The following is a 25,372-nucleotide window of genomic DNA, read 5'->3' as shown; positions in this document are numbered from 1 at the left end:
CCAGAATGTGAGGTTGTGGCTTCGGCGTCCTTTTGTTCATAGATTTTTCCGCTGGTTTAGTCGTAGTTTGGCGGGGTCTCGCCGTCCACCGCTTTGAAACGTTCCTCGGCGTTCGCGTCGGTCCACTCGGTAAGCTCGCCGTGATCCAGATTGCGGCCCTCCAGCTGGCCCTCGCTCATCATTTCGACGCGCATGCCGGCGTGCGCGACGCAGAACATCGCGAGCGCCTTAGGCTCTTGGCTTGCCCGGACGCTGCCGCCGATACGGGCGGACACTTCGACCGACTGCATTGTTTCCAGGCACACGAGGTAGTAATAGGTGCTCATGCTTTCTCGGGTTATTTCGTGTTGTCGAGCCAGCGGCCTAGTTCGGGTGCAAAGATCTGCTTCGCCGGGCAGTGATCGCAGCCGCGCGTGTTGAACCCTGCCAGGTAATCGGCGCCGTCTGTCGTGCGCTTCCAAGCGTGCCGACCGAGAGCGCACTTTACGTCGCGCAGGGCCTTCTTCCAGTCGAGTTTCATGCTTTTTTCCGCGGGCTTTAGCTCTGCTTTGCGACCGTCACGGCCAGGTGGTAAGGAGCGGGCTCTTCACACGCGTGCTTCACGCTCCGTCGCGCTCGTCACCATACATCTTTGCCGTCCGGCCGCATCGGGGCACCTTTCGGCACCAAGTTGTTTCCGCCTTACCTCGATGCTGCGCTAACTGCTCGTTCGAGCTCTTGTAGAGACTTCAGCGCATCGACCTGCTGGCGTTCATATTGCGTAGACAGCGACGGCATGTGGGTAACGCGCCATTCCGTCGAGGCGCTTTTCAACAACAAGACGGCGCCGGCAAAGACAACAATTCCGCCGATCCATAAGAGGATGCGGAAAAGCCTACTATCCCCTGCCTTACCAGGTTGGCTGTCGTCGTCAGTGAAAATTAGTGCTGTAAATAGGTCCATTACATTCTCCTTGATCAGTTGCTATCTCAGCGCTGGGCGGAAACTTTATGGGCACTCTCTGGCTAGTATGCGCGCACGAGCTGGTCATTGCTTCGCGGTCTAACCACCGGTGGACCTCCTAGATGTCCCACTTGTCGCGCAGCTGGACGATGCGCTGTTCGTTGCGCCGACGCTGCTCGTAAGCGTCCGGCGCCGGCTCGATCGGTTTGCCGGCGAGCTGGGATGCGACAAGCGTCGCGTCAAAGTTCTCGACCTTGCGAACCAGGTTAAGTAGCTCGCGCAGGTCAGGTTGGAGTTCGGTCAGCATGTTCGATTTTTCCTTGGGCTTAGGAGCGATCGCGAGCAGCGATGGCGGATTCTTTCAACGACTGCATGAACAGCGTTTGGAAGCGCTTGCGGGCCACTTCGAGGCGCTGGCCTGCCTCGGTAGCCTGAGCAAGCTGGCAGGTCGTCATGGCCACCGCGGCGTCATTAAACTCGGTGTATGCGTCCAGCAGTTCATCGCTCATCATCATCATGTCGTTTCCCGACTCCGTTAAGAGAAGTTTATTCTAGGTGCCCATTGGGCACCCGTCAACTCTTCTTTTTAGCTTTCGTTTTCAACGCTTCGCATTCTCGTTTCAGGCGCTCGTGTTCAAGCACTTCCCGCACGAGTGCCCAGGCGATCGCGGGCATTTCGCGGCTACCGCCTGACTCGGCAGGCAGAAGCCACTTCTTGAATGTCTCCCAGGGCGCACCGATGCGCTTGGCAAAAGCTTCGCGCGTTAGGCCAAGTTCAAGCATCGCGTCCCGCAAGAAGTCCTGCTGTGGCAAGCTCAAAATTTCTCCTATGTAACGGTGCCCAATGGGCATCATCATAGCACTGACGCGTACATCTCTTCGAGCCTTTTTTGCGACACCTGCAGATACGGCCGCCCGGTTCCAGGTCGTATGCGTCGATCTACTTTTCGGTCTGGATCAGGTTTTTACGCTGGTTCAGCGCTTCGGTTTTTTGATCACGTTGAGCACCAGCGGCAAGACCAGGCCTACACTCACCCGGTACGAGTCGGCGCGGGGATAGTACGGTGCGCCGTCAGGGTGTCCGACTAGGTTGGTCCAGACGCTTCGCAGCCGTTAATCCACGCGTCAAGATAACGCCCTACAATGGATGAGGTATGCTCGCCTAATCGCAGGCGCGGAGTTCTATTCACTTCTAACACCACTGGGCCATTGCGCCCCTGGCGCAAGTCGACCCCAGCACATGGCCGTCCAAGTACATTGGCGGCCGTTTCCGCCACAGTAGAAAGTTCCTTGTAGAGATCCGGAAGCATGCTTGCGTGGCAGACCGTTGGGATTCCCCCTTGATGCGTGTTGGTCCGAAAGTCACCTGGCGTTGGCTCCCGAACGATCACCCAAGGGAGCGCGCGACCTTCACAGACAAGCACGCGCCAGTCTTCTTGAGCCGGCAGAAACTCCTGAAAGTGCAAATTGTAAAGCTGCTCAGGCCCGACACTGGCTTCGCCGATCAGACTAACTCCAGCTCCGCCGAATCCCCAGTTCTCTTTCGCTACAATACCTGCGCCAGGAAGATGCCCACTAATTCCCGTCGGCAGACTAGCCGTAAGCGGCACCGGAACGCCAGCAGCATGCAAATCGAGTATATCGCTGAATTTATCCTGCGTGAATGCGTGATGTTCTACATTGAGACCATATACCGGTTTGCCTGCATTCGCAAATTGCCGCGCCGCTTGCTTGACTAAAGAAAATCGTCTATAGCTACGAATAGCGATCGCGTCATAATTCAGCTCAAGTGTTGAGCCACGGTCGTCAACAAGTAAGTTGCCGTCAAAGCACAATCTAACGGGGTCTATCGTTTCTACATTAATACTGCGTTCGCGCGCCACCGTTTCAAATATCTCGTTTTCTGGGCTGCGATGCTGCTCAAGAATCAAAAGCCTCATCAAATCATTCTTTCCGAGTCGATAACGCTTTCTGTAAAATTGCTTAGGGCATACAGAAGCTTTAAGCGAAGATGCATGCTCAGGCGGGTTTCTAATTCCGCTAAATAAGCGGAAGAGATTTCGAGTTGTACGGCCGGCACTCCAATCTTATTACAGAAGGAGACCATAGTTTCCACTGCATCCCGCCCAACCCCGCCGTTGAAGTAAGCGTTATCAGTCGCGAGAAACCCGCAGTTTCTCAAATTGTCGAGCAGTACAGTGTTCCAATTTCCATTGCCCCGCCACGACTCTCCCTTTAATGTGCCGACGTCCACGTCAAATGGCCGATACGCATGAGCTCCATGAATGTCAATGACCAGCTGGATGTTTGTTTGCTCGACAAGCTTAGCTACGTCACGTTTGAAAGGCGTATCCGAGTGGTAATTGCTGTCAATCATGTCGTGCATGTGCACAGCCATCCAGGAACAGCCAATCGCTTTTGCAAGCAAGTATGAAAACTCTAGGCTTCCGTTATCGGCAGACTTCCGCTGGTTATCCCGCATATGCGCAAATCCGTGAACGCTTGTCACAAGCACTGGAACGCTGCCTAGCCTGCAAAGGTGTTCGCTTGGAGCAAAAGACTGCAACTCCTCAATACTTGTCGTAATATCTGAAGGGGTCAGAAGCATATGCAGGGACTCAAACCTCTGGATGCCACATTGCTTGATAGAAGACCCCGTTTGCAAACGCTACTCCACCGCAGAGTACATACATAAAATGCAGATTATGCGCAACCTTGTCTTCCAGCTCAGACGGAGTGGTTCCAGATACAATAACGTACTTTTTCATCGTTTTAATTCCAAAATAAAGTGAAACTCGTCAATCGAGATGCTCGTTCCCGCCTATTTATCGGCTGTAGCTATTAACGGATCGTGTGCACGACCTGGCAATATTTTCTGAAGTTCGCAGTAAAGACTATTGTTTCTATTTAGGTACACGGCCAGTTCGGGACGATCTCTCAAGAAAGCGGAGTCTTTCTGAAGCGCGAGCGCCAACTGCGCATGTTCCTCAACCCGCGCTTCAACCCCGCCGTCTAGTTCGAGCAGGACGCCCGTTAGTGCGTTCATGTGCTGGCGCTGCTGGTCCAGCTGATTGGTCAGCAGCGCGGCGTCATCCAGCGCCCTTCCGGCTTTCGTGCGTTCCACCCGCCAGAGGCCAAAGAAGAGGATCGCTGCCAGCGTCGCGCCGATGAGCATCGCATCCGTCATGGCCGGGATCCATGTAACGGTGCAGCGTTGAAGCGACGCCGAAGCACAAGTTCCACGAACCGGGCACCATCGTTTCCGAGGGCTGGAATGGGAATCACGTTGAGGAGCCAGACAGCGGCACGTGCAGCGCCACCTACGGCGATGCCCACGCCGATCGGACTCGGAAGCAGCTGCCATACCAGTGCACAGCAGGTGGAAAACAACAGGTCGGCGATCGGGCCACCGGATAGGACAATCCCGGCCCTTCCCGCAGACAGCCCGTGAAAGCGTTCGTCAGGGACATCGATCGCGAACACCACGATCCATGCCTTCACCCCGCCAAGGTCGCGGTAAGGGAAAAAGCACAAGCGGCCGGCGCCGCAGAATAGCCGTGCTGGTGCGAGGTGGCCGAGCTCGTGCGCGAGCGGTCCGATCAAGCAGGTTACGACTCCGACACCCAACGCGGTCAGGGTATCGTGAACACCCAGGCTGTCGAGCGCCTGCAGCACGTCAGCGAACGTGTTCATGGCGCCAGAGAGCCTATGAAGGATAGGCCCACGCCACCAGGTTCTGAGTAGACAGCCATCGTCTGTAACGTGTCCGTGTTCATCGTTCTAGTTGAGGCCCCTGCTCCCGCGAGGCGCCGGTGGGACCAATGTCCCTTGGTGGGCTCCATGTTGAAGGAGCAAGGCACTCGTGCTTGCCTGAGTCGTTCGTTTTTTTTGTCCGCATTCGGGCACTTCACCAGTTTCGGGTAGGCGTCATTGCATGCGCGCGAGTAGGGGCGACTGTCCAATTCGAGCAAGTTTGGGTTATGATAGGTGCGTTAAACGCACCTTCCAGTCCAGAGAACAGCCTGGTCTGGCGCAAACAGTAGCGCTCGCGCGCATCTACCAGTAAAGGATCGGGGAATGAACAACGGAGTATCGAACTTCATGGAGCAGGTGCAGGGCCAGCTGAACGAGCTTGGCAGTGCGCCGGCGCTGAGCGCCAACGAGCAGGACGCTGTGATGGACTTCCACGAGCAGGACTTCTCGGCGCGGCGGTGCGCAGAAAGCATCATGGACGGCCGAGCGGCAAAGTGACAGCAACAAAAATGAAAAAAGCGCGCCTCGAGGGCGCGCTTGGTTTTTGTGGATCGCTTTAGGCGAACGGTTCTCATGCCGCCAGTAGAAGACCAGGGCGACGTTCCTCCAAAGGTGTGATGCGCGCAAGGGCAGCTTGCATCCATTCCGTCATCCCAGACTTCCGCCGCTCGATGGTATTGGAGACACCTGCTTTACAGGCGCTCATGCGCGTCGAGAAGTCCCACGCCATCGAATCGGACCCGGCGACAAAGTCCATCTGCGAGATCTGATCCAGGGCGGTGCCCTTAGCCCCGAAGACATGCAGGCGAGAGCCTTTGGGGACGTAATTCTTCACGCCTTCCAGAATGGCCAAGAGGCCTTGCTCCGGATCGTTCAGATCACGCCGGCACATCGAGCCAATTCCGATCAGCGCAGGGGGCGCAAGCCACGGCTCCCAGCGCGACCACACATCCAACATAAGCTCCATCGAGAACTGATAATCCTCGATGGTTCGCCCCTGGATGATGGGCACACACGGCCGCAACATATTCGCCACAACCGTGGAGTTGCATTGCTTGCTGAGTTCGTCCTGCCACGCATAGAGCGTTCGCAGGACCCCTTCCAGGAGCGTTGCGGTAGCTCGGATACGATAGCGAACCTCTTCGCGGTCCTTGGCTACCTCGGCCTCCGTACATAGGTCTGGCTGCGACCACCAGCTGGCACTGGTCGAAGTCGCGAACTCAACATACTGCGCCATTGTCCATGGATAGATGCCGGCCATGCCTGGTTGCGTTCCTTTGCGCCCCCATAAACTGACGGCCACGAAGCCCGCACTATCAAGGGCGAAGTCTGTCTCGCTTAAGTCCGTGTACTCGGGCATATGAAAGCGCTGTTTGGCCCGGTTCCAGAAGGCCGAGCTGGACACCATGCATGGATACCCGGACTCGAACGCGTGGAAGGCCAAGCGGCCACTGCTGTGCGGTATACCGACCCGCATTACGAACTCTTCTGACAGGTGCGCGTTGACCTGCCCTACTGGCATATTGTTGTTCATGATTTTTAAGGGGTTGTACGGCGCCTGAGCGGCGCCGCGTGGTTGTTAGAACAGCGCGGCCTGTTCGGTGTAGGCTTGTGGGTTTGCGGTCAGCATGTCGACTGCGACTTCATCGCCGTGAAGCGCCGCGGACCATTGAACCTGAGCGGCCTGCAGCGTCGACAGAAGACGCTCTTCCCCTATAGCCTTTACGTCGCCGAAAGTGACTTTGAAGGTCGCAGACACAGGGTCGGTGCCGATGACGACGCCGAGTTTGCTGACCAGACTCTCCGCATTCTCGATGTAGTAACGGTGGTCTCCGGCGGCCGGGATGATGGTCAACGTGGCGCTGTCTGGAAGCTTAGGTGCAGCAGCCAGCTTGTCCCTGAACGCGGCAATCATCTTCTTTGCAGCGCCATCGCAGCGCAGTTCCAGCGGCAGCACAACATCCCGCGTGTACTGGACGACTGCCCTGTAGTCCCACCCCAAGATCTCGTATGGCGCACCGCCAATGCTCACCAAGACGTTATGTTCGTCGACGCGATATGCATCGACTGTCGGTGCCATGACCGGTGCATTCCGCTTCGCTGGAGCGAGCCAGTCTGCGCCGGTACCGTGTGGCGGTCCACCGTTCACGATCTTCCACAGGGAGAGCTTCGCGTCCACGCCGTAGAGAGCGATGATGATGTCGACGTCGTCGTGAAGGCTCAATGTGACCGGGCCAGCACGCAAGCCGTCAACCAGGTCGTTGCGACCGTGCTTTGCAAGGACAGCCAGAGCCTCATCGACTTCCTTGTCCTCGATCGTCGAGTAAATGGAAGCGCCGCCGAGTTTCAGCTGGATCGCCATGTCCGGCATCGGGACCGGCGCCTTGAATTCACTGCGCCATTTTTGAATGTAGGCTTCCGGACTGGTGCAGCCCGAGCGCGTTTGCAGGCTGCCGCCTTCGGTGGCCGCGGCTGAACTGAACACTATTTGCATCACGTCGTCGTAGGAACCAATGGCCCGCGCGTTCCAGCGAGGCGTGCGCGGATCGTCGCGCTTCGAGCAGGTCTCCTCGAACGTGATGTAGACGATCTCGCCGTTACTGCGTGCGAAGCCGGCTACCTTCTTGTTGATGCTGATTGTTGCGCCCATGTCGTGCTCCAGGTTTTCGTGCCGCTATGCGGCTGTGTTGTTGAGGCCTGCCGAGTGGCAGAAGTGAGGATGCCGATAGCGGCATTGAGAAAACCTTGAGCTGACGCTCTTCCAGTCCAGGCGAATGGAAGAACGGTGCGGGTGCTGGGGTGACACTTGCGAAGGATCTGACAATCCTCCGCAGGTGCGAACTTACTTGCTGAAGCGCTCGAGGGCGTTCTTGTACCAGGTGCCAAGCGAGAAGCGGTCCGACGCGCGATAGCACGCGTACACAGGTTCATGGCGTTTGACGACCTCGTTCCATTGATGGGATGAATAGCGCACGCGTACCGGGCCAGTAGGAAGGCCGGATTGCAGATCGTGCGCCTCCTTGGTGAAGCGTGCGAAGCGGAACTGCGCGTCCGCGTGCGAGGTTGTTTCAGGCATGATGATTTTCGTGAAAGGATTGTTGGAGACGTCCGGCGCCAGCGATCGGTGCTGGCGCGTTGCTGTGTTGAGCTGGTCCCGGGCGCAAGGCCAAGGCTTACTGCTCTGCTGAACTGGACGTAGGTGCCATGAAGATGGCGGGGGAAAGGCTTGAGCATGTCGCTCATCGCTGCCGAGCAGGGATGAGAGAACGGTTTGGGGGGGAGCCGACACTCGTCGTCGAGTGCCGGCTTTTCGTCAGTTCAGTGCCTGCGCAAGATGTGCTACAGGCGAATCGCTCTTGAGCATGCCAGCGATCGCGGTCGTCCAGATGCGTTCGACGCGCTCGCGGTTGCCAAGCAGGTGCAGCTCGACCGAACCACTCATGCTTTCGAGCCAATTAACATCGCCTGGAGGTACACCCAGTGCGAGCATCCATTGAAACGACGAGTTCTTCAGAGTGGTCAGGGTAGTGTTCATACAGGTCTTTCCTCAAAGGTAGGTAAATGGACGGGTTGTCCCTGCTGCGGTCTCGGCTGAAACCGCACCAGGGACAACCCGCCCCAATTGGGGAGAGTTGTCGGTACTACCCTTTCCTAGTTAAGTCGAACGCCCAGACGACTGAGCTTCTGTCCGACTTTTGCATACTGCATGGCTTCTGCAGCACGTTGGAATAGGTGCTGGGGGAGCTTCGCTACCCGCAGACTGGTGTTTTTCTTGTTCACCGAGAAGAACCCGGCTGTTGCTGGCAGAGCGAACACGCGGTTGAAGTCGAAACGGCTTTCGCCGTGCAAGACCCCGCTGCGATCGTCGGTGATGCTGACGATGAGGTCGCCCCCGTTCTTGGTTTCCTTGTGAGCTTCCATCTTGGACGTGCCATAGGCAACGACCCAGTGAGTAAGCCCATCGATTTCCGTTTCGCCCAAAAAAATAACCGGTCGAAATTTCGGACCGGCTACTTTGGGCGATTCGTCAAATGGAACCCAGGCTCTAATTATGTCCCCCATTACGAGGGCTGGATTTTTCATTTTCATGTTTATCTCCTGAACCCTCGACGAGGCGCTTGAACGCATCTGCGAGTGTTGGTGGTTGGGAAGTTGTTGAGGCATCGTAGGTAATCCGACGCTGTTTAAGGTGCTCGACTTGATCGGCCGAGAGCTCAGGAGAATCCAGATCAAGATCCGGAATATCTGCCTGGGCCCAGGTAGTCGCTGCGCGAACGAGCATTGCTTCGGGGGTGATCCCGTAACTGGCGGCCAGCGCACGCAAGGTACTCGATGAGATACCAAACGCGCTGTTGACCGGTTCCAGGGTGACGGTGAAACTGTTTTCTTTGTCCGCGGACGAAGACCCCAGCTCCTTCTTGTTGCTGTTATCGTGCATGAGTGTCCTATTGAGAGTAGTTTTCCTTGCGAGGTGGACTGGTGGTCGACTGCTCGACACACCAATCGATATCCCGGCCGTTCTTGCTGGCATGCGTGATCAGGGAGATCGTGCGGCCTTTACGGTCGCCGCTGCTTAGCTTGATGATACCAATCCGGCGATCCTCGACGTAGATTTCGTCTTGGCGCGACCAGGTGGTGCAGTTGTAGATGCGTTGTCCCACCTTGATGGTGGCGCCTTGCCGTTGCATGTGAAGCTCCAAGTCAGTTCCGCGAAAGCGGGTCAGAAAACTTGGCGGCGTTTGCCTTCTCGATGTCGTCAACATGGAGAAAGTCTGGAATTGCTGGACTGGATTGGAATGCGGGTAAGGTTCGGTCATTGCCTGGTCGGGGCGCTCGTCGATACCGTCGGCATCGAGAAGCGGAGTCGCTTCTGCCTTGCGGAATAAGCGGACGCACCATCAGGCACGTCCGCTATTCGCGCGATCACTATCGGTACGCCGGTTGGTGCCGGCAGCCGGAAACCGAGAGCAGGCCTTGGTAAGCCTGTTCCTCGATCCGGCGGATCCGGGCAGCAGCATCGGCAAAGCGTGCACTGGGCGTATTAGCGATACGCTGCAGCCACGCCACGTCTTCCTGCGGGACTCCGACGTCGACCATGTACTGCAATGGTTCCGGGGTTTGATCTTGCGACATCACGCGCTCCTGTTGAGTTATGGACAAGGCCGTCCCTGTTGCGCCCGCTGCGCGCAGAAACGCAAAAGGGACAGCCCTGGCCAAACTGGCGTGATAGTTGATGGAGGTTGCAGGCGCACTGAGGTAATGCGCGTGCTGGCGCGATACGGCCGCTAGGGACGTGAGTTGTCGCTTAGTTGTTGCAGGTTTACTGGAGAGGATTTCCGCGTAGGCGAGACAAAATCCATCGAGCTTTTTGAAGCTCACGGATGAGTGGTCAGCCGTGAACTGGATGGGCGCAAGGGCCAAGAATCATTGCCGGAAACCGACAACGGAATCTTACCACGCTTTCAAGCCGGTTTTGCAACTGTGGTTCCACTTGGCAACACGTGCCCGCTACGTCCGAAAGCGCTAGAAGGCCCAGCCACCTGGGCCTTCTATCCTTTCGCTAGCAGGAAGGGTGAGCCAGGTCCGCACGGTCTTTAGAGAAGATCGTGCCGCACTTGGAGCACACTTCCAAGCGGGCCAGCTTCTTGCGGCCGGCGCCGTGCGTCAATTCCGCCAGCTGGCGATAGCTAGTCGTTACTGAGTGTTGTTGCTCTAGCTTGTAATACTTCGAGTAGCGCATAGGCACTTCCTGATCGCGGCGCAACCTGGTGGCGAACAAGTACGGAGTGACGATATCGAAGTAGTTGCGCTTTTCGTCAAAGCTCAGCAGGAAGAATCCCAGGCCCAAGGTAGCGTTCTCGCTGTAGCCAGTAGCGTCGAACTGGTCCGCACGTGCCATTTCACTCGCAAGAAGGCTTGGCAAGGGGAACTCAACCAGCCAGGGCTTCGCCGTTTCAATCCACGAAGTCAAGCCTCCATCAAGACGGAAGCTCAACGGGCGCCACGTATGATCAAACGAGCGGATGAGGTCAGCTACCGTGTACGCAGGGAGACTAGGAAGGCGGCCCACCGCCAAAGCGACGCTGGCGCTGTGTGGCTCGAACTCGTCAACTTTCATCGACTTGAACAGGCCCAGACGCGCTTCGAGCGGTAAGCTCGCGTCAAAAAGTAACTTTTGCGAATACACCAGAAGGCCCTGCTGCAGCGTCTGCTGCTTCAGGTGCTCGACCGCGCTAAGGGCACGAAATTGCAGGGTGATCTTGTCCGGGACGGAGCCCCCGGCTTTCTCGTAAGCGCGGAGCAGAATACGTTCAGCCTTTTCAGCCATGAGGCGCTCGTTCAGCTGCTGGCGCTGCGCCATCATGTCGCGATTACGACGTTGTGCCGGGTTGTCCAGCACGAACGGGATTTTGAGGCGGACGGCCTCTTCCAAGCGAGCGACGCCGTTGCCGAGAATTCCGGCGCAGAGGATCTGGCCTGCCGATTGCGGTTGAAGTGGAAGGTTGTCGGCCTGAGCGGCCAGAGCGCCCGCAGTAGCGGTACGCATCAGAATGATGGTCATAGAGAATCCCAGTTAGTTAGCATCTGTCGCCAGTGCACATCTACCCTGAAATGTGCCGACGCGGCGACCTAACGTGGTCTTCCTGGTGCGGTACATTTTTACTACGGCCCTACTTCGCTGCGACCGGCTGCCGATGGGGGTAATCATGGGCAGCGACTGATTGCGCTTGAGGCGATTATTGTTGAGTTTTGCCCTTGTGTCAATTACGTGCCACTGCGTGCTACTGGCCGCCCTGCCACGACACCCGGCATATAGGCGGCGATCAAGATGAAAGCGACGCAAAAAGCGCCAGCATTTGCAGCGCTGCACTGGTCAGCTCGCACTAATCTTGCGCTCATGGAACATCTGCAAACCTCCCCCACCATCGTTGCCGGCGAAAACGGCACAGCCGTCACCGACGATGGCCTCGTCGTGAAAAACGTTCATCGTGCCGAACGCATCAACACGAATTTCGAGGCTCGCGTCGAGGCCCCGTTTGAGTCGTGGCAGGTTTGTCGCTTGGTGCGACGCGACTTCAACTTCGTCACCAGCAAGAGCTTCCATCGAACCGCCCACAGGCGCCAGACAGGTCATGATCTTCGCGATCTGGGCTATGACCTGCGGCTGCAAGCTGAATTCTTCCGCGACGATGTCAGCAACCTTCCTACCAATCCAGCACCCGATGTGAAGGTGGTCCCGATCCGCCTGTTCACCAACCTCGGGGGAAGCCTGTACCGCTCCTTGCTCATCGCCGACAAGGCGTACGCTCGCATCAATTACGCGTTCAGCAACAACCAGCTGTCCGAAGCCGACTATCAGGCCTACAGCAAAAATTTTGAGCTGGCCTGGGCCGGCATCAAGGCATACCTGAACGACGGCCAGTCGGAGAAGACGGCGCAACAATTGGGCGTGGATCAAGGGATTGCATGAGTGCGCAAGTCTGTGGCAACGCGGTAGCCGCAGGACAGCAGCTGGCCGTTAAGAACGTCGACCGCATAGAGGCGATCAACATCCCCGGCGTAGAGAAGAGGCGCATCGCTGAGCTTTACACGTGGGTATTCAGCCGGATGGTACGGCGCGACTTCAACCTCACTAGCGTGAAGCTCTTCTTCTACTGCAAGAAGACCGACCAGGCCGACCTGGCGCGATTCCTACTCGCGAATTTGACTGAGGAAGCACAGGTGCTCGAAGATATGGCGCGGCCGTACGAGATGCCAGCCTCGACCATCTTCAGCAGCTGCGATATGCGCATCATCTCCGACGAATCGGAAGAATTGCTGAATGCCCTACTCACTGCCGACCGGGCGCTTCACAAGCTGATGCACAGCCCGCTCGCGGAAGTCGCAGAGGCCAACCTCTTGCCCTTCATGCGGGCCTACAACGCCTTGCGTCACAAGGTGATCGGCTTCCCAAAGCGCCAGCCCGCCTGCGCTGAATAAGCGCCACCTGGGCGTCTCTCATCGCTCGGCGCCTCATCACTTCCATTTCGACTTCGGGGCCACGCGGCCCCCAGCCGCTCACCTCGCCTGCTCGATTAAACTTGGGGCCATGCGGCCCCGAATGCGTAATCCAAGGCCAAGTAGGCGAATGCCAGCACTTCAAAAGTGACTTTTCGACTTGCGCGGCGCGCGGCTCACGATACGCTAGCGGTATTCGTACAACACAAGGATTAAAAAGATGGCAAACGATATGTACAACCTGAACGAACTGTCCGAACACTTCACGCTGCAGCTGACCCCGGGGAACCTGAAAGAAGGGATGAAGGCCATTGGTGCCACCTCCAACGATCTTTGGAAGGTCCCGGTCGAACAGCTGCGCCCTATTGAGGGATTCAACGTCCGCGTGCGCAACGCCAAGTATCTCGCTCGCGTGCGTAAATATGCCGACTCCCTGAAGAAGCACGGCTACCTTTTCCAGAAGCCGATGTCCGGCTACATGGCTCGTGATGCCAGTGGCAACGATGTGGCCTATTTCACTGCCGGCTATACCCGCCGGGAAGCCATCGACCTGGCCAACAGCGAACTGCCAGAGGACCAGCAAATCAAGTTCGTCAGCATGGTCATGCAGCCGGCGAAGACCACGACGATGCGCCAACTCAATGCACTGCTGATCACCGAGAACGAGTCGGCGGCCCTGGACCCATACGAGCAGTCGATCGTCTGCAAGCGCATGCTCAATGACGGCGCAACGGTGGCGGAGATCGCATCGGAGACTGGCTTCTCGACCGAATGGGTCGATAGCCTGCTCGAGCTGGCAGCAGCGCCTCAGGAGCTCCAGCTGATGGTCGTGGACGACATCATCAAGCCCACGTTCGCGATCGAGACGATCAAGGAGCACGGCGGCGAAGGTGCGCTGGCGATCCTCAAGGAGGCGCTTGCGCGCAAGACGGGCGGGAAAGCGCAGCCACCTGGCGGCGATCAGCCGGCGGTGAGCGCGGCTCCCGATGCCGCTCCCAATCCCGATGACGCCGCGGCCGCCGCTGATGCGGATGCTGAGGAAGCCCCGGCACCGAAAAAAGTGCGTCTCACCGCAAAAGACCTGACCAGTCCGGAAGTGCGCAAGTTCCAGAACTCGCTCAAGCGTGAAGCGCCGGTGATGTACAACACTCTCTCGAGCGTCACCGAAGACCCGGCATTCGGCACCCTCGCGACCGAGACGAGGGAGAAGCTGCTGGCGCTGATGGATAAGCTGAAGAAGCATGAGGTCCCAAGCGGCGAGCCGGATCCTCGCCAGACCCCATTGTTCGACGCTGACGCCGCGGCTCCAGCACCGACTGCAGGCGCAAGCGGCGATACTCCGGCGGCCTGAGCATGCTGCCCCGGGCCCGCGCGGCGATCGCGCGGCGCCCAGACCCCCTCACCCCACCCACGTCCTTACTCGGCCCCGATCCAGGTGTGTGAACCGTTTCGACGGATAGAAGCCCACCCCGCCGCCCGCCAAGTATTGGCCAAATCTTCCGACAGCTTCTGGGCTGACACCGTCTATGCGCAGGTCCAGGGCTTGCGCCTTCGTGTGGAAGCTGTTTCGCGCACCCCCTTCGTTTGCGTTCGTATGGCCGGTCCTGTACCCGCTGTTGATGATCAGCGGCCGGTCAATGCCGTTGGCGCGAAGCCATCCGTACACCCCCCGAGCGATGTCAAGCGTGACCAGGTCGAACTGCACTGCGGTATCAGCCTGCACATCGCGCAGCAGCCTGCAAATTTGCACATACCCGTCCAGTACCAGCTGGCCGTCGGCCCAATACACGGCGCGGACTTGCTCGCGCGTGGCGGGGCGATACAGCCACAGCTCGCGCGGTAGGGACCAGAAGTCTGACGGCTGGCCAAAAGCCGGGACGACAGTAGCGGCAGCCACGCCGGCAAGGCCTCGCAGGAATCGGCGCCGGTCCGGACGCAAGATGTCCGTAGCCCCAGGAGGAAGGATCAAGGGGGTCATTTTGGACAAAGGGCCAAGGCCTTCGCCGCAGCATCCTTCTCGGCTTGCTTGCGGTTCGAGCCTGTGCCCGTAGTCTTGATGCTGAGACGTGGGATCGAGCAGGTGACAGTGAACTGCCGCTTGTCGACTTCGCCCTTGGTGAGCATCTCATATGTGGGAACAGGGATGGCGCGGGCCTGCAGGTGTTCTTGGAGCGACGTCTTCGGATCTTTGCGCAGCTCGGCCTGGCCGCTTTCGAGCAGCGCAATCATGTGCGCTTCGATAATCCGCTTCGCCTTTTCGTGACCGGCGTCGAGTTGAACCGCAGCGAACAGCGCCTCGAGCGCGTCCGAAAGAATCGACTCACGAGACAGGCCGCCGCGGTAGCTCTCGGCAACGCGTAACAAGGGCGCCAAGCCGATTCGGTTCGCGATCATCACCAGGGACTCGTGGCAGACCAGTCCAGCCCGAGTGCGCGACATCTCGCCTTCGGACAGGGATTCGTAGCGGTGGTAAAGCATCTCCGCTACGCAGTAGTTGAGGATCGAGTCGCCCAGGAATTCCAACCGTTCGTTGGAATGCTTCTGGTCGAAGCTCTTATGAGTTAGAGCGCGCAACAGAAGTCGTGCATCGGTGAAATGGTGCCCCAATTTTGCTTGTAATGCATCGGTTGGCGAACTCGACATGTTTTATTCTCCAGTAGAGCCGCGATTTTAGGTGGCTCACGCAGAGCGCAGCCGGCGAAACGAGTTCGTTTTTTCAGCCGACTCCCTCTGCCAAACAAGACAGAAAGGCTCGCAATGGCGGGAACCATCATGACCAAGACAATGAGCGGCAACCCACAGTATTTCGTTCCATCGCTGACCAATCCTTCGGTCCTTCTACGGTTCGAGGCGCAACCGATCATGTCGCTGCAAGGCGACGACGTCATTGGCCACGAACTGCTTTACCGCGGCGCGCATCCGGGCAGCTGGTCCGATGTTGACGCGGCCCTGATCGCCTATCTCCAGGCGCCGCGTGCTCACGCCCTACTGTTCATCAACCTGTCGAACCAGGGCCTGCTCAACGCGAGCATCGATGAACTCGTACGAGCGTCGACTTCCAATAGTGTGATTTTTGAGCTGAGCGAGTCCGTGCTCGAGTATGCGCAGCGTGCGCACATCGCTGCGAAGGTGAACGAACTCATCGGTCAAGGAGTGCGCGTGGCGATCGACGACTTCGGCGCCGGCCGCGATTCGCTTGAGCGTCTGTACGAGCTCGGGCCGACTACCGCGGTGAAGATCGATCGCATGTTCCTCCAGACGTGCGCACGTCGAAGCGATGCCGCCAGCACTCTGCAGCATCTGCTCCAGCAGTGGCGCGGGGCTGGTGTGATGTCGATCGCAGAGGGTGTTGAAACCGCCGCCCTCTACGAGTTCGCCCGCGAGGTGGGTTGCGACATGGTTCAGGGCTGGCACATCGATGCCCTTTGCGGCCAGCAGCGGGTCTAAAGTCGCCTTCCTGGCCCCTCGGCCGTAATCCCCTACCTGGCTTCGCCAGTCCCGCTGCTCGCCAGCGCCTGCTCAAGCACCTCGCTGCTTAGCGCCCCAGTCATTACGCTACCGTCCGACAGCACCATCGAAGGCGTTTGCTCGAGGCCGATATTCCGCGCCAAGGCAAGGTTTCTGTCCAGCGCAGCATCGTCGCAGCTCGGTGCCGATATCGATCCCCCGCCCGCAACGGTTTCCCAGGCACGCACTTTGTCAGCTGCGCACCAGACCTTCTGCGAGTCCGCGCGGGCGGCTGGGCTGTGCCCGGGCAGTAAGTGGTAGTAGACCGTGACGTCGCGAAGCTTTGCAAGCTCCGGCTCGATCTGTCGGCAGAACCTGCAATCCACGCTGATGAAGATGTGAAGCGGCCGCTTTCCGCTGCCCGAAACACGCGTGAATGTGTCCGCGGCGGAGACACTGCTCATCATGGCTTTGTCCACGACCAAGGGCTTCGCTGGCGCCAGGATGAAGTAGGCCGAGGCTGCAACGGCGCACAGCGCAGCGATGGCGGCCACGGGGCGGCGTTTAAGAGGTTTGACTTCGAGTTGCATCACTTGATGGCCGGGATAAAATGGATTCATAAATCGTACTTCAAGACATCATTCAAACGGAGCAGAAAATGGCGTTCATCATGGAAAACATCGGCTACATCATCCTCGGTCTCTGCGGCCTGGGCCTGCTGTCCAGCGCAGGCGGCGGTAGCGGCCAGGCAGAGGACGATGACACGGCGTGGTTCTACTCGAAAGAGAATGCGTGCGGCCCGAACTACGAAGGTATCTAACTGGCGCAAAGTGACTTTCTCTTCACGCCGGTTGCCTACCGGGCTTTCGGTGGAAATGGAGGAACTGCATTGTCGCGTGTAGCATCCCAGCGCCACCACCCCGCTTCACCATACCTCTTGTCGTAATAGGCCGTCTTTTCAGCCTTCCGTCTCACGTATTCCTCATCGTTTCTTCCGAAGACTTCCAGCGGCACTTCTGCGCCAGCACAGTCGATCAGCACGAAGTCAGGGAAGACCACTTCCGACTCCTGGTTGTACCGCAGTGGCTTGCTGAACGCCCTTCCCTCTTCCACCAGCTTCTCTGCAACGATCCGCTCGTGGCTGGACTCGGTCGGGATCCAGTGCTGCGAGACCGCCATCAATGCCGCGTCAACCACATTCGCGCTTTGCCGCCCTTTCCGCTCGCGCACCTCAATCTGCGCGATCACGATCGTGCTCTGGCCAGCCCTCCAACCCGCGACGGCCGACCGATAGCGCTTGTTGAGCGTCTCCCACTGACCAGGACGCATGAAAGCCCTCGGGATGCCATGGAACCCGGTAATGGCCAAGTCTTTCGCCATGCGTACTTCGCGCTCGGCGGTATAGCTGGCCAGCGGCGCGATGATGAGCATTCGCTTTTTCGCTGCAAGCGACGCGAGGACCCTTGCGCGATTTCGATCTGCCTCCGATCCATCTGCAGTAACCGCTGGCAGCAGCAGCTGATCGGAAAGCTTCAGCTCGCCCGCATGTACGTCATCGGCGGCCTGGTCCAAGCGCCAGAAGACCTGCCGCGCGTTTCGTTTGCCGTTCCAGTACGGCCGCCATTGATTGAGTGTTGCCGCGTCCCAGAGGTAATGAAGCAGCCCCGCCAACTTGATCGCTGATTGGCGGGTCGACGCCGGCCGAGCTGGCCGGTCCGAAGGCGTGCTGGAGGTGACAGGGTCAACTCCGTCGCGGACCGTCATGCCAATCTCTAGCCGGATCTTCACGCTGCCGTCCGGTTGCACGTCGAGCACGCCAGCGCCGTTTCCGGCGGGTCCACTCGCCTCGTCGCCGGCGCTGAAGTACTTGCAGTCCGCGGCGTGCTCGTATCCGCTCAATCCGAACTTCGCGAGGTCGAAACTATCGGACGATCCGTAGTACTTCACGGCTAGCCGCTTCGGGCCGCCGCCACGGCATTGGCAGCAGACCTCAGCGAGGCCATACGCGTCCTTGAGCACCTTTTGCCAGGATCGTCCAAAGTCCGGCGAGGTCTGGAATTCGACCGAGTAGCGCTTGGCCTGGCCGTTGGTTGTGATAACGACTGGATGGATGTCACTCATACGTGGGCGTGTAGATATCGATGGGCCTAGTTTCGCATCGGATTCGATCTCCGCAAGTGCAAATAGTGGTGTTTCCGTGTTTCGATTTACCTCGTTCCCAAAACGCGGCCTGCCGCTTTCAAAAAACCCCTGTTTTTTCATGCGTTTAATTTCAAGGTCTGTAAAAACGTCATGGGACACTTGTTGGGTCGATTGCAATAGCCGCAATCTAGCCATCCGGAGAAGAACCGCCATGATCCATCACGAATCGCATGTGGCCCTGCCGCAGCGACGCCGAACTGCAGCGCCAGCGCGCAACTCGGACCTGCTCACCGAAACGCAAATCCTAGCGATGCCCGACGACGAATATATGAGCGAGCGCCAGCTTACGTTCTTCTCATCGTTATTGGCCGCGCTCGAGGCGACCCTGGTGGCGAAGGCTCAACGCGCCGATGGAGAGATCGCCGCAGGTGCTGTCGAGGCCGATCCGGTCGATCGCGCGAGCATTGAGGAAGAACATCGAATGGCGCTGAGTACTCGCGCCCGGGACGCCGGCCAGCTGCTCGAAGTGCGCGCAGCGCTGGCGCGCATCGGGTCCGGAGACTTTGGCTACTGCGCCGAAACAGGGGATCCGATTGGTATCGCCCGTTTGCTAGTCCGCCCGACGACAGTCTTGACGACGGAGGCGCAGCAGCGCAAGGAAAGCATGACTCGCCGGTTTCGTGTTTGAGGGAGGCCAGCAATGATGAGTTCGCCGAGGGATGACAATCCCCACTACAACCCAGGCCACCTGCTCGATACTCTGATTCGGCTCTACAATGTGAAAAACGATCGGCAGCTGGCTGATCGGCTCAGGGTGACGCCGCCGTTGCTTTGCAAGATCCGCGGCTGCAAGATCGATCCACCGTCGTGGTTTTTGATCCATCTCAATGAGGAAACCAACTTCAGCGTACGCGAGCTTCGCGCGTTGATGGGCGACTACCGCGCCCATAGCGGGCCGTCCGCCAGACATCCGACGAGTGACGAGCTGTCAGCGCAGCGCACATTGAGGGTGGAGGTGATTCAACGTCCTGGACCTCACGCACGCGCTGCTTAAGTGTCCAGATCAATATAGAGCGCCCGGGTTGGCTCCCCGGGCGCTTTTGCGTTTACGCTTGCATCGTTGGTACCGAACTGGCTTTAGGGCGCATGATCGATGCGGCTGCCGCCTCGAGGGCAGCTAAATTTGTCTCCGGTGACGGCGGCAACCAGTCAACCGCGTGCCGGCGGCTATGGTGCTCCCAGAGCAGCTGGATCTTGCGCGGATCGTCGTAGACGCCGATCCCGATGATTTCGTTTGCCAGCGACAGGCACTGCGACACGCGCTCTGGGGGAATAGCTTTGACCTGGTCGAGCGTGACCGTTTTCAGGCAAGCCTCGATCGCGTCTTTTGCTCGCAGGCGCGGATCGTCGAGCGGTACCTCGCGGCCGAAGCTACCGTAATACGCGGTCGTGACCGATTTGCGCGAATGGCCCAACTGCTCACTCACCTGGACCCGAGTGAGGTCGAGATCTTCACGCGGCATTTGGCCTGCAGTTCCTCCGAGCGTTGGCGGAATGAGATTACGCAGCAATGCTGCATTCTCAGCGAACTGCGCACGCAGGCCGTGTCCTGTAACTTGGGCGAGCGCTTTGGTAATTCCGAGTTTTTCCATAAAATAGCAGTAGCGCCGTTCACAGTATTCAAGGGTCGCCGGCCCTCCGTCGGTTCGCTGAGTCCAGCCGAGAAATTCGTTTTTTCCCACCTTTGATTTAATCAAATCGAGAATTGCGCGCTGGACCTCAGTGTCAATGTCGACGTCGCGAGGGCGGCCGCCCTTCGTTTTGTAGACTGCGAATCGGTTCCCTTTATCGCATTTCCATGGCTTCATTTGCAGCACTTCCAACCGGCGAAGGCCGAATGCAACTTGAGCCATAACCTGCAAACCGAAACGTAGATCGAGCTGCATCGCGATATCGACTTTTTCAGCGACGTCGATCCCCATTTCCGCCCAGCTCTTGCTGCGTTCCGCAACGGTATTAACCCGCAATTCATTGCGCGGGACGTCTGGCAGGTAATAGTAAATGTCCTTTACCATGCCGGGTTTGCCGATCCATCCGCTGAAGATTCGCAGTTGAGAGATGTAGCCTTGGATTGTCTTCGGTGCTTTCTTAGTTTTGTGCCATTCGACGCAGAGCGCTTTAATGTGCTTCTCTTCCAGGTTCTGCGGTGTCTGCAACCGATAGCCGAGCTGCACAAGCAGCCGGAAGGTTGCACGCAGCGATTCGCCGGCCGCGGTCGCTGTGCGCTGACTCGCGACGTTCCCGTTGACGCGAGTGTGAGCATGCTCAGCGAGGATGGTGTTCAGCTTTGCGATCAAGTCCATATCTTTAATCTCCACTTGGTTACAGCGCAGCACGACAGGTCGATGCGCACTCACAGGAACTGCGCAGTGAGCTGTCGTGCTGCTGAGGACTGCCAGGGGTGAAGGTCCCTAACGTAAGAACACTGATTTCATGCTGTCGCCTTCATGGCAATTCGACAACACGTCGGCACCTTCCGGTAGCCGATCGCCTGACCTACAGCTGTCAGGACCCGAACATTCACGCAGTTTCTCGCGTAGCGCATCCCGCCATCACGGCAGGTTGAGGGTGGCGCTTGCACCCGGTCGTGTATTTCTCGCCCGTAGGCGTCGCGGAGGTCAGCAGTAGCCCGGCCCTTTCGGCCAGCGCATCCTGTGTCCGGTAGGTATCCGGATATCCGCCCTTCTGTCCCTGGCAGTCATTGAGACGTCGCGCAGGCCCCTGTGCAGGTGGCTATGCGCTCGGCGACGGTCCCGTTTGGGCCGTTTTGCCGTTGTACTTTCAGTTCCGTGGAAGAACTGTGTTCATAAATGTCTTGTAACCCGCATGGTTGACGGGTTTGCTCGACACTCTGTGTCCAACCGTGCCACAGAACACATGGCAAAAAAAACAGCCCTTGCGGCTGCACGATAAGGTCGGACGATTTCTGCGCCAGGCCTGCTGGCGTACTTGGAGAGTGCCGCGAGTGCGGCGTGCTACGTAAATCTTTTCACTTCCAGGGGAACTGAAAAGACAAATGTCAGATGGGATTAGCGGATGAAGCTAGTGCACCGATGAGCTGGTGAACTTTGGAGGCCACGCAATGCGTGTTTGGGTCGAATTCCATTCGGATTGCGGATGGAACACGGAATTGCAGAGTTGCCGCTGGGCGACGAAAGGATTCTAGGGGAACGCGTACCGTCGAGTCAACGCGAATCCTCCTTTTTTGCACATGGTATTCCCTGCGGCGCTTAAAGAAGGCCGCCGTATATTTGGGAAACCCCTGACAAAGTCCCTGACATGCCCCCTGACAAAGTTCCTGACAACCCCCCTGACAACAGCCCCTGACAAGCCCCCTGACAAGCCCCCTGACAAGCCCCCTGACAAAAACCGAAAACCCTCTGCTGGAACTGCTAAAAAGCCGGTAACGGTCCCGATGAGCTGAATGAACAACGAATTTCTTAAGGCACTGGAAGCCAATACATCCCAGTCCGCCGCACGGCGCGTCAAGCGTCGGCTACCTGACATCGAAGCAGCGCTCGCGCAGGGCTTCACTCACCGAGAAATCCGAGCCCAGCTCGAGCGTGAGGGCATCGTGTTGACCGAAGCGTATTACGCCCGGCTCATTCCGCGGCTGCGGAGCCAAGTACGAAGACTCGCTGCGATCCCCGCATTAGCACACCTGGCTGACGGCCGTGCGGGAGCGCCAGATGCACCGGCGCCGTCGCTCTCAGCTCAGCAAGTAAGTGCGACTGTCGGCAGCCAAGTGCCTGCGTCAAAAACGGATGATTTGAGCCCCGGACTCGCAATGAGTGCTCCCGACGGCCCGCGTACCATTTTGCCCAAGGCACCCGAGAAAAAGAAGTTCCTGTGGGACCCGCACGGCGCCACAAATTTTGACCCCGACAATTTCTAAGGATTCGTATGAAACAGAGTAACTGGACCATTATGGGTAAGGGCGGCGTAGGTAAATCTTTTGTTACCTGGCTCCTGGCTCAGTATTTCATTGAGCAAAAGCGCGACACGTATTTCGCCGATACTGATCCTACTAATGCAACTTTTAGCCGCTTCCCGGCCATCAATGCGCAACACATCAATATCACCGATGACGAGATGAATATCGACCAGAGCTTGTTCGATAAGCTGGTCAATGAAATCGCTGCTCATTCCGGATATAGCGTGATTGATACAGGTGCGCCTTCATTCCTCTCGATGATGAACTACCTTACCCAAAACGGGACTTTCGATGCATTGATCGAAGATGGGCACCAAGTGATCGTGCACACTCCGCTGGTCGGCGGCCCAGCCAAGCCCGATACGTTGCAGGGCATTTACGGTATTCTCGAAAATACGAACGCAAATATCGTCGTGTGGCAAAACGACTATTTCGGCCCTGTGATGAAAGACGGAATGACGTTCACCGATTCTGCGCTTTACTCCAAATTCGGATCGCGAATCCTGGGCGTGGTTCATCTCCCTAAACGCGAAGAAACGACTTTCGGCCGTGACATCCATGGCCTGATTGAGCGCCGCCTGCTCTTGAATGCTTGCGATGAACCGGACTTCCCCTTCGCACAGAAGTCCCGGATCAAGAACTTCCGCAAGGACGTCTTCAGCCAGCTCGACGCAATCAGGATCTGATATGCCGGATGTCACCGATCGCCGCCGCATTGCTCATGAGGTGTATACCCTGACTGGCGTGCTCGTACCGGAAGACGACGTGCTCGTACTGGCGGCCATGTTCTACGCCGCAAAGATGCGCGAAGCAGCGCGTGATGCGGCAGGCGCAATCACGGCCGCCGGCGACTCCACTCGGGCCGCGACGCACGAGGCAAAGGAGTTGGTGCGGCTGGCCACCGCCAACAATAAAGCCCTTGCAGACTTGCTCGAAGCGCGAGTGCAAAAGACATTGGGTCAAGCCCTTAAGACCCAATCCACGCGCGAAGATGGCGTTGTCTTGACGGTGAAGCACCTGTTCGGCGCGTTCGCACTGGGCGCGGCATCGGTTGTGCTCGCCACTTGCATGGCGAGCGGTTTCAGCTACTCATGGATGGCCGATGCTACGATCGGCAAAGCCTACCGTGCGATCTTGCCCGACCTGGATCCAGCAACGAAGGCCAAGATCATGGAGCAGTTGAAAAGGAGCATGGACAAGTGATCGAGCGGCGCCCTGACTTGCGCCGCCCTATTCCCTTGCTATCGTTGGTTCATGGACGAACGCAATACCGCGTGATTCCAGCTGCAGGCGAAGGCCCTACAGCCCATCAATCAGCGAGGGATGTCATGCGAATCAAAAACTCTACAAATTCCCAGATTTCGGGTACCGACTTTGCCGCCGGCGAGCGCCAGGCTGCGCTCCGCACCATGCACCGTAGCCGTCTGGGTCCAGCTCGGGCGGTTTCAAGCGGCTGGGGTGAGGATGTGGCGAAGAATGATCGGCGCTCGGTTCACGCGTGGCTACGTGGGAAGGGCGACCTGCGCGGCGCTTGGTGGAACCTGTACAGCCGGGTCTATTTGGCAGCAGTGCCAGGCGCAGACCTCGAGCGTGCCATGTATTCGTTCCACTGCATTCATCATGCAATGACGTTGGGCTGGTTGTCCTACGTAATGTCGGTCCGCAAGACGTCGGCGGACATCAGGCACGTCGGCCTGATCGCAGCTGTCCGGGCCGCAGCAGCCGACAACTCGCGTACGCTGCGCTGACCTGGCCAGCTGTACTCGCCTCCTCAAGCCGGTGGCACTATCCCTCTGCTAATCCAGAAGTTCAGGATTCGCCTTATCTTCGCCGAGTAAGCATCACGCTTGCTCGGCGTTTTGCTGTGATATGCCCCCACTGCCTCCCAGGTGTTGCCGAAGCGATCGACTTGCTTCCTGAGATGCCATGCAGCCACGTATAAAGCTTTACATGCATCCCTGAGATCGCCTGCGCTTACCCCGTAGCGAGCAAGCTCCGGTAAGTGAACGCTGTTGATCCCGGTCCAGCCCGTGTCGACTGAGCCGTCGGCATTCCTAGGGTGGGTCACGTTCGGATTAAAGCTGCTTTCCTGAGCAGTGATCGCGCGAAGTATCCAAGGGTTCACCTTATGGTGCTGCGCCGCTTCATCGAAGCAGTCTGCCCTGCTATCGAGCGCAAGCATGCTTGCGCTGATGGCGAGAAAAGCGCATAGCAAGTGACGCCGGACTCGTTGCAGCGCCAGGCCGGCGCACTGTGCCGCTTGCTTCATTACTTCAGTTTCGCCTCGATCTGCTCGGCCTTCACGTAGCCCCGTTCCTTCGGTGAGTTCTTGTAATAGATCGCTGGGGTGCCGTTGACGTGCAGTCTACGTCCCAGCGCCAGGTTGCGCTCGATCGGCGTATCGCAGCTGGAAGTTACTTGTGCAGGCATGATGTTTCTGCCCATGAGATCGGCCCAGGCTTTTGAGCGATCGGCCGAGCACCAGACCGCTTTCGCTTTGGTGGTCGAGTCTGGCGACAGAATTGGCATCAGGAAGGTGTAGACGGTCACGTTGTCGATCTTGTCGATCTCCCCGGTCAGCTTCTTGCAAAACCCGCAGTTGGGATCTTCAAAGGTAACCATGACGCGAGAGCCGTCACCCTTGACGGTTTTGATCGCATCCTTCAGCGGGAAGTCGGAAAAATTGAATTTGATCAGCTCATCGACGCGGCGATCCGTCAGGTTGACTTTCGTCTTGCTGTCAACCATGACTGCATTGAAAATGACAAAGCTGCCGCTCTTATCGGTGTAGAAGAGTCCGCGGGGTGTAAGAATCTCGTAGAGGCCGGCATGTTGGCTCTGCACTACCTTCTCGACGGGCATGTTGTTGAGCAGTGGCGTCACATTTCGGACGATCTCATCTTCGACCGAGCCAGCATGTGCGGCGCTCGAGGCGAGGAATACGGCTGCGACTGCAGCCCTGGTGATGGTGTTCATAGACTCTCCGAATTTGGCGTCCGGTGCCCTGGCAGTGGGTCGCAAACTTCAAGCCATCCGGCTTTGGCAACCCGTCACGCTCGCGAGGCGCACCCGCTATGGGCACGGACGGCAGATAAA

38 protein-coding genes are annotated in these 25,372 nt (G+C 58.0%); 12 read left to right on the top strand and 26 right to left on the bottom strand.

Annotation, left to right across the window (positions count from 1 at the left end):
• Positions 1-56: 56 nt before the first annotated feature.
• The 10 genes from ACSQ25_RS25095 to ACSQ25_RS25050 form a co-directional block, all read right to left on the bottom strand.
• On the bottom strand, positions 57-326 hold the full coding sequence (locus ACSQ25_RS25095; RefSeq protein WP_436108461.1) for a hypothetical protein: 270 nt from the start codon (positions 324-326) through the stop codon (positions 57-59).
• Positions 327-337: 11 nt separating this feature from the next.
• Positions 338-520 (bottom strand): hypothetical protein, encoded by a 183-nt coding sequence (locus ACSQ25_RS25090; protein ID WP_436108460.1) that lies wholly within the window; start codon positions 518-520, stop codon positions 338-340.
• Positions 521-681: 161 nt separating this feature from the next.
• The gene (locus ACSQ25_RS25085) at positions 682-942 is read right to left on the bottom strand and encodes a hypothetical protein (protein ID WP_436108459.1); all 261 of its coding nucleotides are present in this window, start codon (positions 940-942) and stop codon (positions 682-684) included.
• A gap of 118 nt (positions 943-1,060) precedes the next feature.
• On the bottom strand, positions 1,061-1,249 hold the full coding sequence (locus tag ACSQ25_RS25080) for a hypothetical protein (RefSeq protein ID WP_436108458.1): 189 nt from the start codon (positions 1,247-1,249) through the stop codon (positions 1,061-1,063).
• Positions 1,250-1,268: 19 nt separating this feature from the next.
• On the bottom strand, positions 1,269-1,460 hold the full coding sequence (locus ACSQ25_RS25075) for a hypothetical protein (RefSeq protein ID WP_436108457.1): 192 nt from the start codon (positions 1,458-1,460) through the stop codon (positions 1,269-1,271).
• A 55-nt stretch (positions 1,461-1,515) separates the two neighbouring features.
• The gene (locus tag ACSQ25_RS25070; RefSeq protein ID WP_436108456.1) at positions 1,516-1,761 is read right to left on the bottom strand and encodes a hypothetical protein; all 246 of its coding nucleotides are present in this window, start codon (positions 1,759-1,761) and stop codon (positions 1,516-1,518) included.
• A gap of 266 nt (positions 1,762-2,027) precedes the next feature.
• A complete protein-coding gene (locus tag ACSQ25_RS25065) occupies positions 2,028-2,882 on the bottom strand; it encodes an ATP-grasp domain-containing protein (RefSeq protein ID WP_436108455.1) in 855 nt (284 codons plus the stop codon).
• Complete coding sequence (locus ACSQ25_RS25060; protein ID WP_436108454.1) at positions 2,882-3,550, bottom strand: hypothetical protein; 669 nt, start codon at positions 3,548-3,550, stop codon at positions 2,882-2,884. The genes ACSQ25_RS25065 and ACSQ25_RS25060 overlap by 1 nt, the downstream gene beginning before the upstream one ends.
• Before the next feature lie 213 nt (positions 3,551-3,763).
• On the bottom strand, positions 3,764-4,129 hold the full coding sequence (locus ACSQ25_RS25055; protein WP_436108453.1) for a hypothetical protein: 366 nt from the start codon (positions 4,127-4,129) through the stop codon (positions 3,764-3,766).
• Complete coding sequence (locus tag ACSQ25_RS25050) at positions 4,126-4,635, bottom strand: hypothetical protein (RefSeq protein WP_436108452.1); 510 nt, start codon at positions 4,633-4,635, stop codon at positions 4,126-4,128. The genes ACSQ25_RS25055 and ACSQ25_RS25050 overlap by 4 nt, the downstream gene beginning before the upstream one ends.
• Positions 4,636-5,019: 384 nt before the next feature.
• Between ACSQ25_RS25050 and ACSQ25_RS25045 the strand changes: the two genes are divergently transcribed.
• Entirely contained in the window at positions 5,020-5,193 is a 174-nt protein-coding gene (locus tag ACSQ25_RS25045) for a hypothetical protein (RefSeq protein WP_436108451.1), read from the top strand.
• A gap of 73 nt (positions 5,194-5,266) precedes the next feature.
• Here ACSQ25_RS25045 and ACSQ25_RS25040 read toward each other — a convergent pair whose 3' ends face one another.
• From ACSQ25_RS25040 to ACSQ25_RS25000, 9 genes are all read right to left on the bottom strand, one after another.
• Complete coding sequence (locus ACSQ25_RS25040) at positions 5,267-6,229, bottom strand: DUF7221 family queuine tRNA-ribosyltransferase-like protein (protein ID WP_436108450.1); 963 nt, start codon at positions 6,227-6,229, stop codon at positions 5,267-5,269.
• Positions 6,230-6,274: 45 nt separating this feature from the next.
• Positions 6,275-7,345 (bottom strand): hypothetical protein, encoded by a 1,071-nt coding sequence (locus ACSQ25_RS25035; protein ID WP_436108449.1) that lies wholly within the window; start codon positions 7,343-7,345, stop codon positions 6,275-6,277.
• 192 nt (positions 7,346-7,537) lie between these two features.
• Positions 7,538-7,771 (bottom strand): hypothetical protein, encoded by a 234-nt coding sequence (locus ACSQ25_RS25030; RefSeq protein WP_436108448.1) that lies wholly within the window; start codon positions 7,769-7,771, stop codon positions 7,538-7,540.
• Between the two features lie 237 nt (positions 7,772-8,008).
• On the bottom strand, positions 8,009-8,230 hold the full coding sequence (locus tag ACSQ25_RS25025; RefSeq protein WP_436108447.1) for a hypothetical protein: 222 nt from the start codon (positions 8,228-8,230) through the stop codon (positions 8,009-8,011).
• A 116-nt stretch (positions 8,231-8,346) separates the two neighbouring features.
• Positions 8,347-8,784 (bottom strand): hypothetical protein, encoded by a 438-nt coding sequence (locus ACSQ25_RS25020; RefSeq protein WP_436108446.1) that lies wholly within the window; start codon positions 8,782-8,784, stop codon positions 8,347-8,349.
• Entirely contained in the window at positions 8,741-9,133 is a 393-nt protein-coding gene (locus tag ACSQ25_RS25015; protein WP_436108445.1) for a hypothetical protein, read from the bottom strand. The genes ACSQ25_RS25020 and ACSQ25_RS25015 overlap by 44 nt, the downstream gene beginning before the upstream one ends.
• A 7-nt stretch (positions 9,134-9,140) precedes the next feature.
• Positions 9,141-9,512, bottom strand: coding sequence for a hypothetical protein (locus tag ACSQ25_RS25010; protein WP_436108444.1), 372 nt, complete (start codon positions 9,510-9,512; stop codon positions 9,141-9,143).
• Positions 9,513-9,621: 109 nt separating this feature from the next.
• The gene (locus ACSQ25_RS25005; RefSeq protein WP_436108443.1) at positions 9,622-10,074 is read right to left on the bottom strand and encodes a hypothetical protein; all 453 of its coding nucleotides are present in this window, start codon (positions 10,072-10,074) and stop codon (positions 9,622-9,624) included.
• Positions 10,075-10,255: 181 nt separating this feature from the next.
• Entirely contained in the window at positions 10,256-11,257 is a 1,002-nt protein-coding gene (locus ACSQ25_RS25000) for a hypothetical protein (protein WP_436108442.1), read from the bottom strand.
• Positions 11,258-11,524: 267 nt separating this feature from the next.
• On the opposite strand from ACSQ25_RS25000, the gene ACSQ25_RS24995 reads away from it, so the two are divergent.
• From ACSQ25_RS24995 to ACSQ25_RS24985, 3 genes are all read left to right on the top strand, one after another.
• Entirely contained in the window at positions 11,525-12,166 is a 642-nt protein-coding gene (locus ACSQ25_RS24995) for a hypothetical protein (protein ID WP_436108441.1), read from the top strand.
• Positions 12,163-12,675 carry a hypothetical protein gene (locus tag ACSQ25_RS24990; protein WP_436108440.1) on the top strand — a complete coding sequence of 171 codons (513 nt, stop codon included), beginning with the start codon at positions 12,163-12,165 and terminating at the stop codon, positions 12,673-12,675. Before ACSQ25_RS24995 ends, ACSQ25_RS24990 begins: the two co-directional genes overlap by 4 nt.
• Before the next feature lie 238 nt (positions 12,676-12,913).
• A complete protein-coding gene (locus tag ACSQ25_RS24985) occupies positions 12,914-14,044 on the top strand; it encodes a hypothetical protein (RefSeq protein ID WP_436108439.1) in 1,131 nt (376 codons plus the stop codon).
• 48 nt (positions 14,045-14,092) lie between these two features.
• Here ACSQ25_RS24985 and ACSQ25_RS24980 read toward each other — a convergent pair whose 3' ends face one another.
• Positions 14,093-14,632 (bottom strand): YcbK family protein, encoded by a 540-nt coding sequence (locus ACSQ25_RS24980; RefSeq protein ID WP_436108438.1) that lies wholly within the window; start codon positions 14,630-14,632, stop codon positions 14,093-14,095.
• A gap of 35 nt (positions 14,633-14,667) precedes the next feature.
• On the bottom strand, positions 14,668-15,336 hold the full coding sequence (gene rnc / locus ACSQ25_RS24975; RefSeq protein WP_436108437.1) for a ribonuclease III: 669 nt from the start codon (positions 15,334-15,336) through the stop codon (positions 14,668-14,670).
• Between the two features lie 129 nt (positions 15,337-15,465).
• Between rnc and ACSQ25_RS24970 the strand changes: the two genes are divergently transcribed.
• On the top strand, positions 15,466-16,140 hold the full coding sequence (locus ACSQ25_RS24970) for an EAL domain-containing protein (protein ID WP_436108436.1): 675 nt from the start codon (positions 15,466-15,468) through the stop codon (positions 16,138-16,140).
• Between the two features lie 32 nt (positions 16,141-16,172).
• On the opposite strand, the gene ACSQ25_RS24965 is transcribed toward ACSQ25_RS24970, so the two are convergent.
• Complete coding sequence (locus ACSQ25_RS24965) at positions 16,173-16,760, bottom strand: DsbC family protein (protein WP_436108435.1); 588 nt, start codon at positions 16,758-16,760, stop codon at positions 16,173-16,175.
• A 38-nt stretch (positions 16,761-16,798) separates the two neighbouring features.
• On the opposite strand from ACSQ25_RS24965, the gene ACSQ25_RS24960 reads away from it, so the two are divergent.
• Positions 16,799-16,960 carry a hypothetical protein gene (locus ACSQ25_RS24960; RefSeq protein WP_436108434.1) on the top strand — a complete coding sequence of 54 codons (162 nt, stop codon included), beginning with the start codon at positions 16,799-16,801 and terminating at the stop codon, positions 16,958-16,960.
• Positions 16,961-16,995: 35 nt separating this feature from the next.
• Here the strand turns inward: ACSQ25_RS24960 and ACSQ25_RS24955 are convergent, their stop codons facing one another.
• Positions 16,996-18,495, bottom strand: coding sequence for a DUF1173 family protein (locus tag ACSQ25_RS24955; RefSeq protein ID WP_436108433.1), 1,500 nt, complete (start codon positions 18,493-18,495; stop codon positions 16,996-16,998).
• Here ACSQ25_RS24955 and ACSQ25_RS24950 point away from each other — a divergent pair.
• Together ACSQ25_RS24950 and ACSQ25_RS24945 are read left to right on the top strand one after the other, a co-directional pair.
• Positions 18,494-18,970 carry a TraR/DksA family transcriptional regulator gene (locus tag ACSQ25_RS24950; protein WP_436108432.1) on the top strand — a complete coding sequence of 159 codons (477 nt, stop codon included), beginning with the start codon at positions 18,494-18,496 and terminating at the stop codon, positions 18,968-18,970. The two genes, ACSQ25_RS24955 and ACSQ25_RS24950, sit on opposite strands and share 2 nt — an antisense overlap.
• A gap of 12 nt (positions 18,971-18,982) precedes the next feature.
• The gene (locus ACSQ25_RS24945) at positions 18,983-19,336 is read left to right on the top strand and encodes a hypothetical protein (protein WP_436108431.1); all 354 of its coding nucleotides are present in this window, start codon (positions 18,983-18,985) and stop codon (positions 19,334-19,336) included.
• Positions 19,337-19,388: 52 nt separating this feature from the next.
• On the opposite strand, the gene ACSQ25_RS24940 is transcribed toward ACSQ25_RS24945, so the two are convergent.
• On the bottom strand, positions 19,389-20,645 hold the full coding sequence (locus ACSQ25_RS24940) for a site-specific integrase (RefSeq protein ID WP_436108430.1): 1,257 nt from the start codon (positions 20,643-20,645) through the stop codon (positions 19,389-19,391).
• A gap of 1,121 nt (positions 20,646-21,766) precedes the next feature.
• On the opposite strand from ACSQ25_RS24940, the gene ACSQ25_RS24935 reads away from it, so the two are divergent.
• From ACSQ25_RS24935 to ACSQ25_RS24920, 4 genes are all read left to right on the top strand, one after another.
• Positions 21,767-22,237 carry a hypothetical protein gene (locus ACSQ25_RS24935; protein ID WP_436108429.1) on the top strand — a complete coding sequence of 157 codons (471 nt, stop codon included), beginning with the start codon at positions 21,767-21,769 and terminating at the stop codon, positions 22,235-22,237.
• Between the two features lie 8 nt (positions 22,238-22,245).
• Positions 22,246-22,962, top strand: a complete 717-nt coding sequence (locus ACSQ25_RS24930) for a hypothetical protein (RefSeq protein WP_436108428.1) — start codon at positions 22,246-22,248, stop codon at positions 22,960-22,962.
• Position 22,963: 1 nt separating this feature from the next.
• Positions 22,964-23,479, top strand: coding sequence for a hypothetical protein (locus tag ACSQ25_RS24925; protein WP_436108427.1), 516 nt, complete (start codon positions 22,964-22,966; stop codon positions 23,477-23,479).
• Between the two features lie 125 nt (positions 23,480-23,604).
• The gene (locus ACSQ25_RS24920) at positions 23,605-24,024 is read left to right on the top strand and encodes a hypothetical protein (RefSeq protein ID WP_436108426.1); all 420 of its coding nucleotides are present in this window, start codon (positions 23,605-23,607) and stop codon (positions 24,022-24,024) included.
• A 23-nt stretch (positions 24,025-24,047) separates the two neighbouring features.
• Here ACSQ25_RS24920 and ACSQ25_RS24915 read toward each other — a convergent pair whose 3' ends face one another.
• Positions 24,048-24,545 carry a lytic transglycosylase domain-containing protein gene (locus ACSQ25_RS24915; RefSeq protein WP_436108425.1) on the bottom strand — a complete coding sequence of 166 codons (498 nt, stop codon included), beginning with the start codon at positions 24,543-24,545 and terminating at the stop codon, positions 24,048-24,050.
• Positions 24,545-25,252, bottom strand: coding sequence for a DsbC family protein (locus ACSQ25_RS24910; RefSeq protein WP_436108424.1), 708 nt, complete (start codon positions 25,250-25,252; stop codon positions 24,545-24,547). Before ACSQ25_RS24910 ends, ACSQ25_RS24915 begins: the two co-directional genes overlap by 1 nt.
• Between the last annotated feature and the right edge of the window lie 120 nt (positions 25,253-25,372).

The sequence above is a fragment of the Massilia sp. LjRoot122 genome (assembly GCF_964252725.1).
Lineage (GTDB): Bacteria > Pseudomonadota > Gammaproteobacteria > Burkholderiales > Burkholderiaceae_D > Telluria.
Note: the sequence above shows the minus strand (reverse complement) of the source record. Positions and strands in the feature narration are given on the sequence as shown.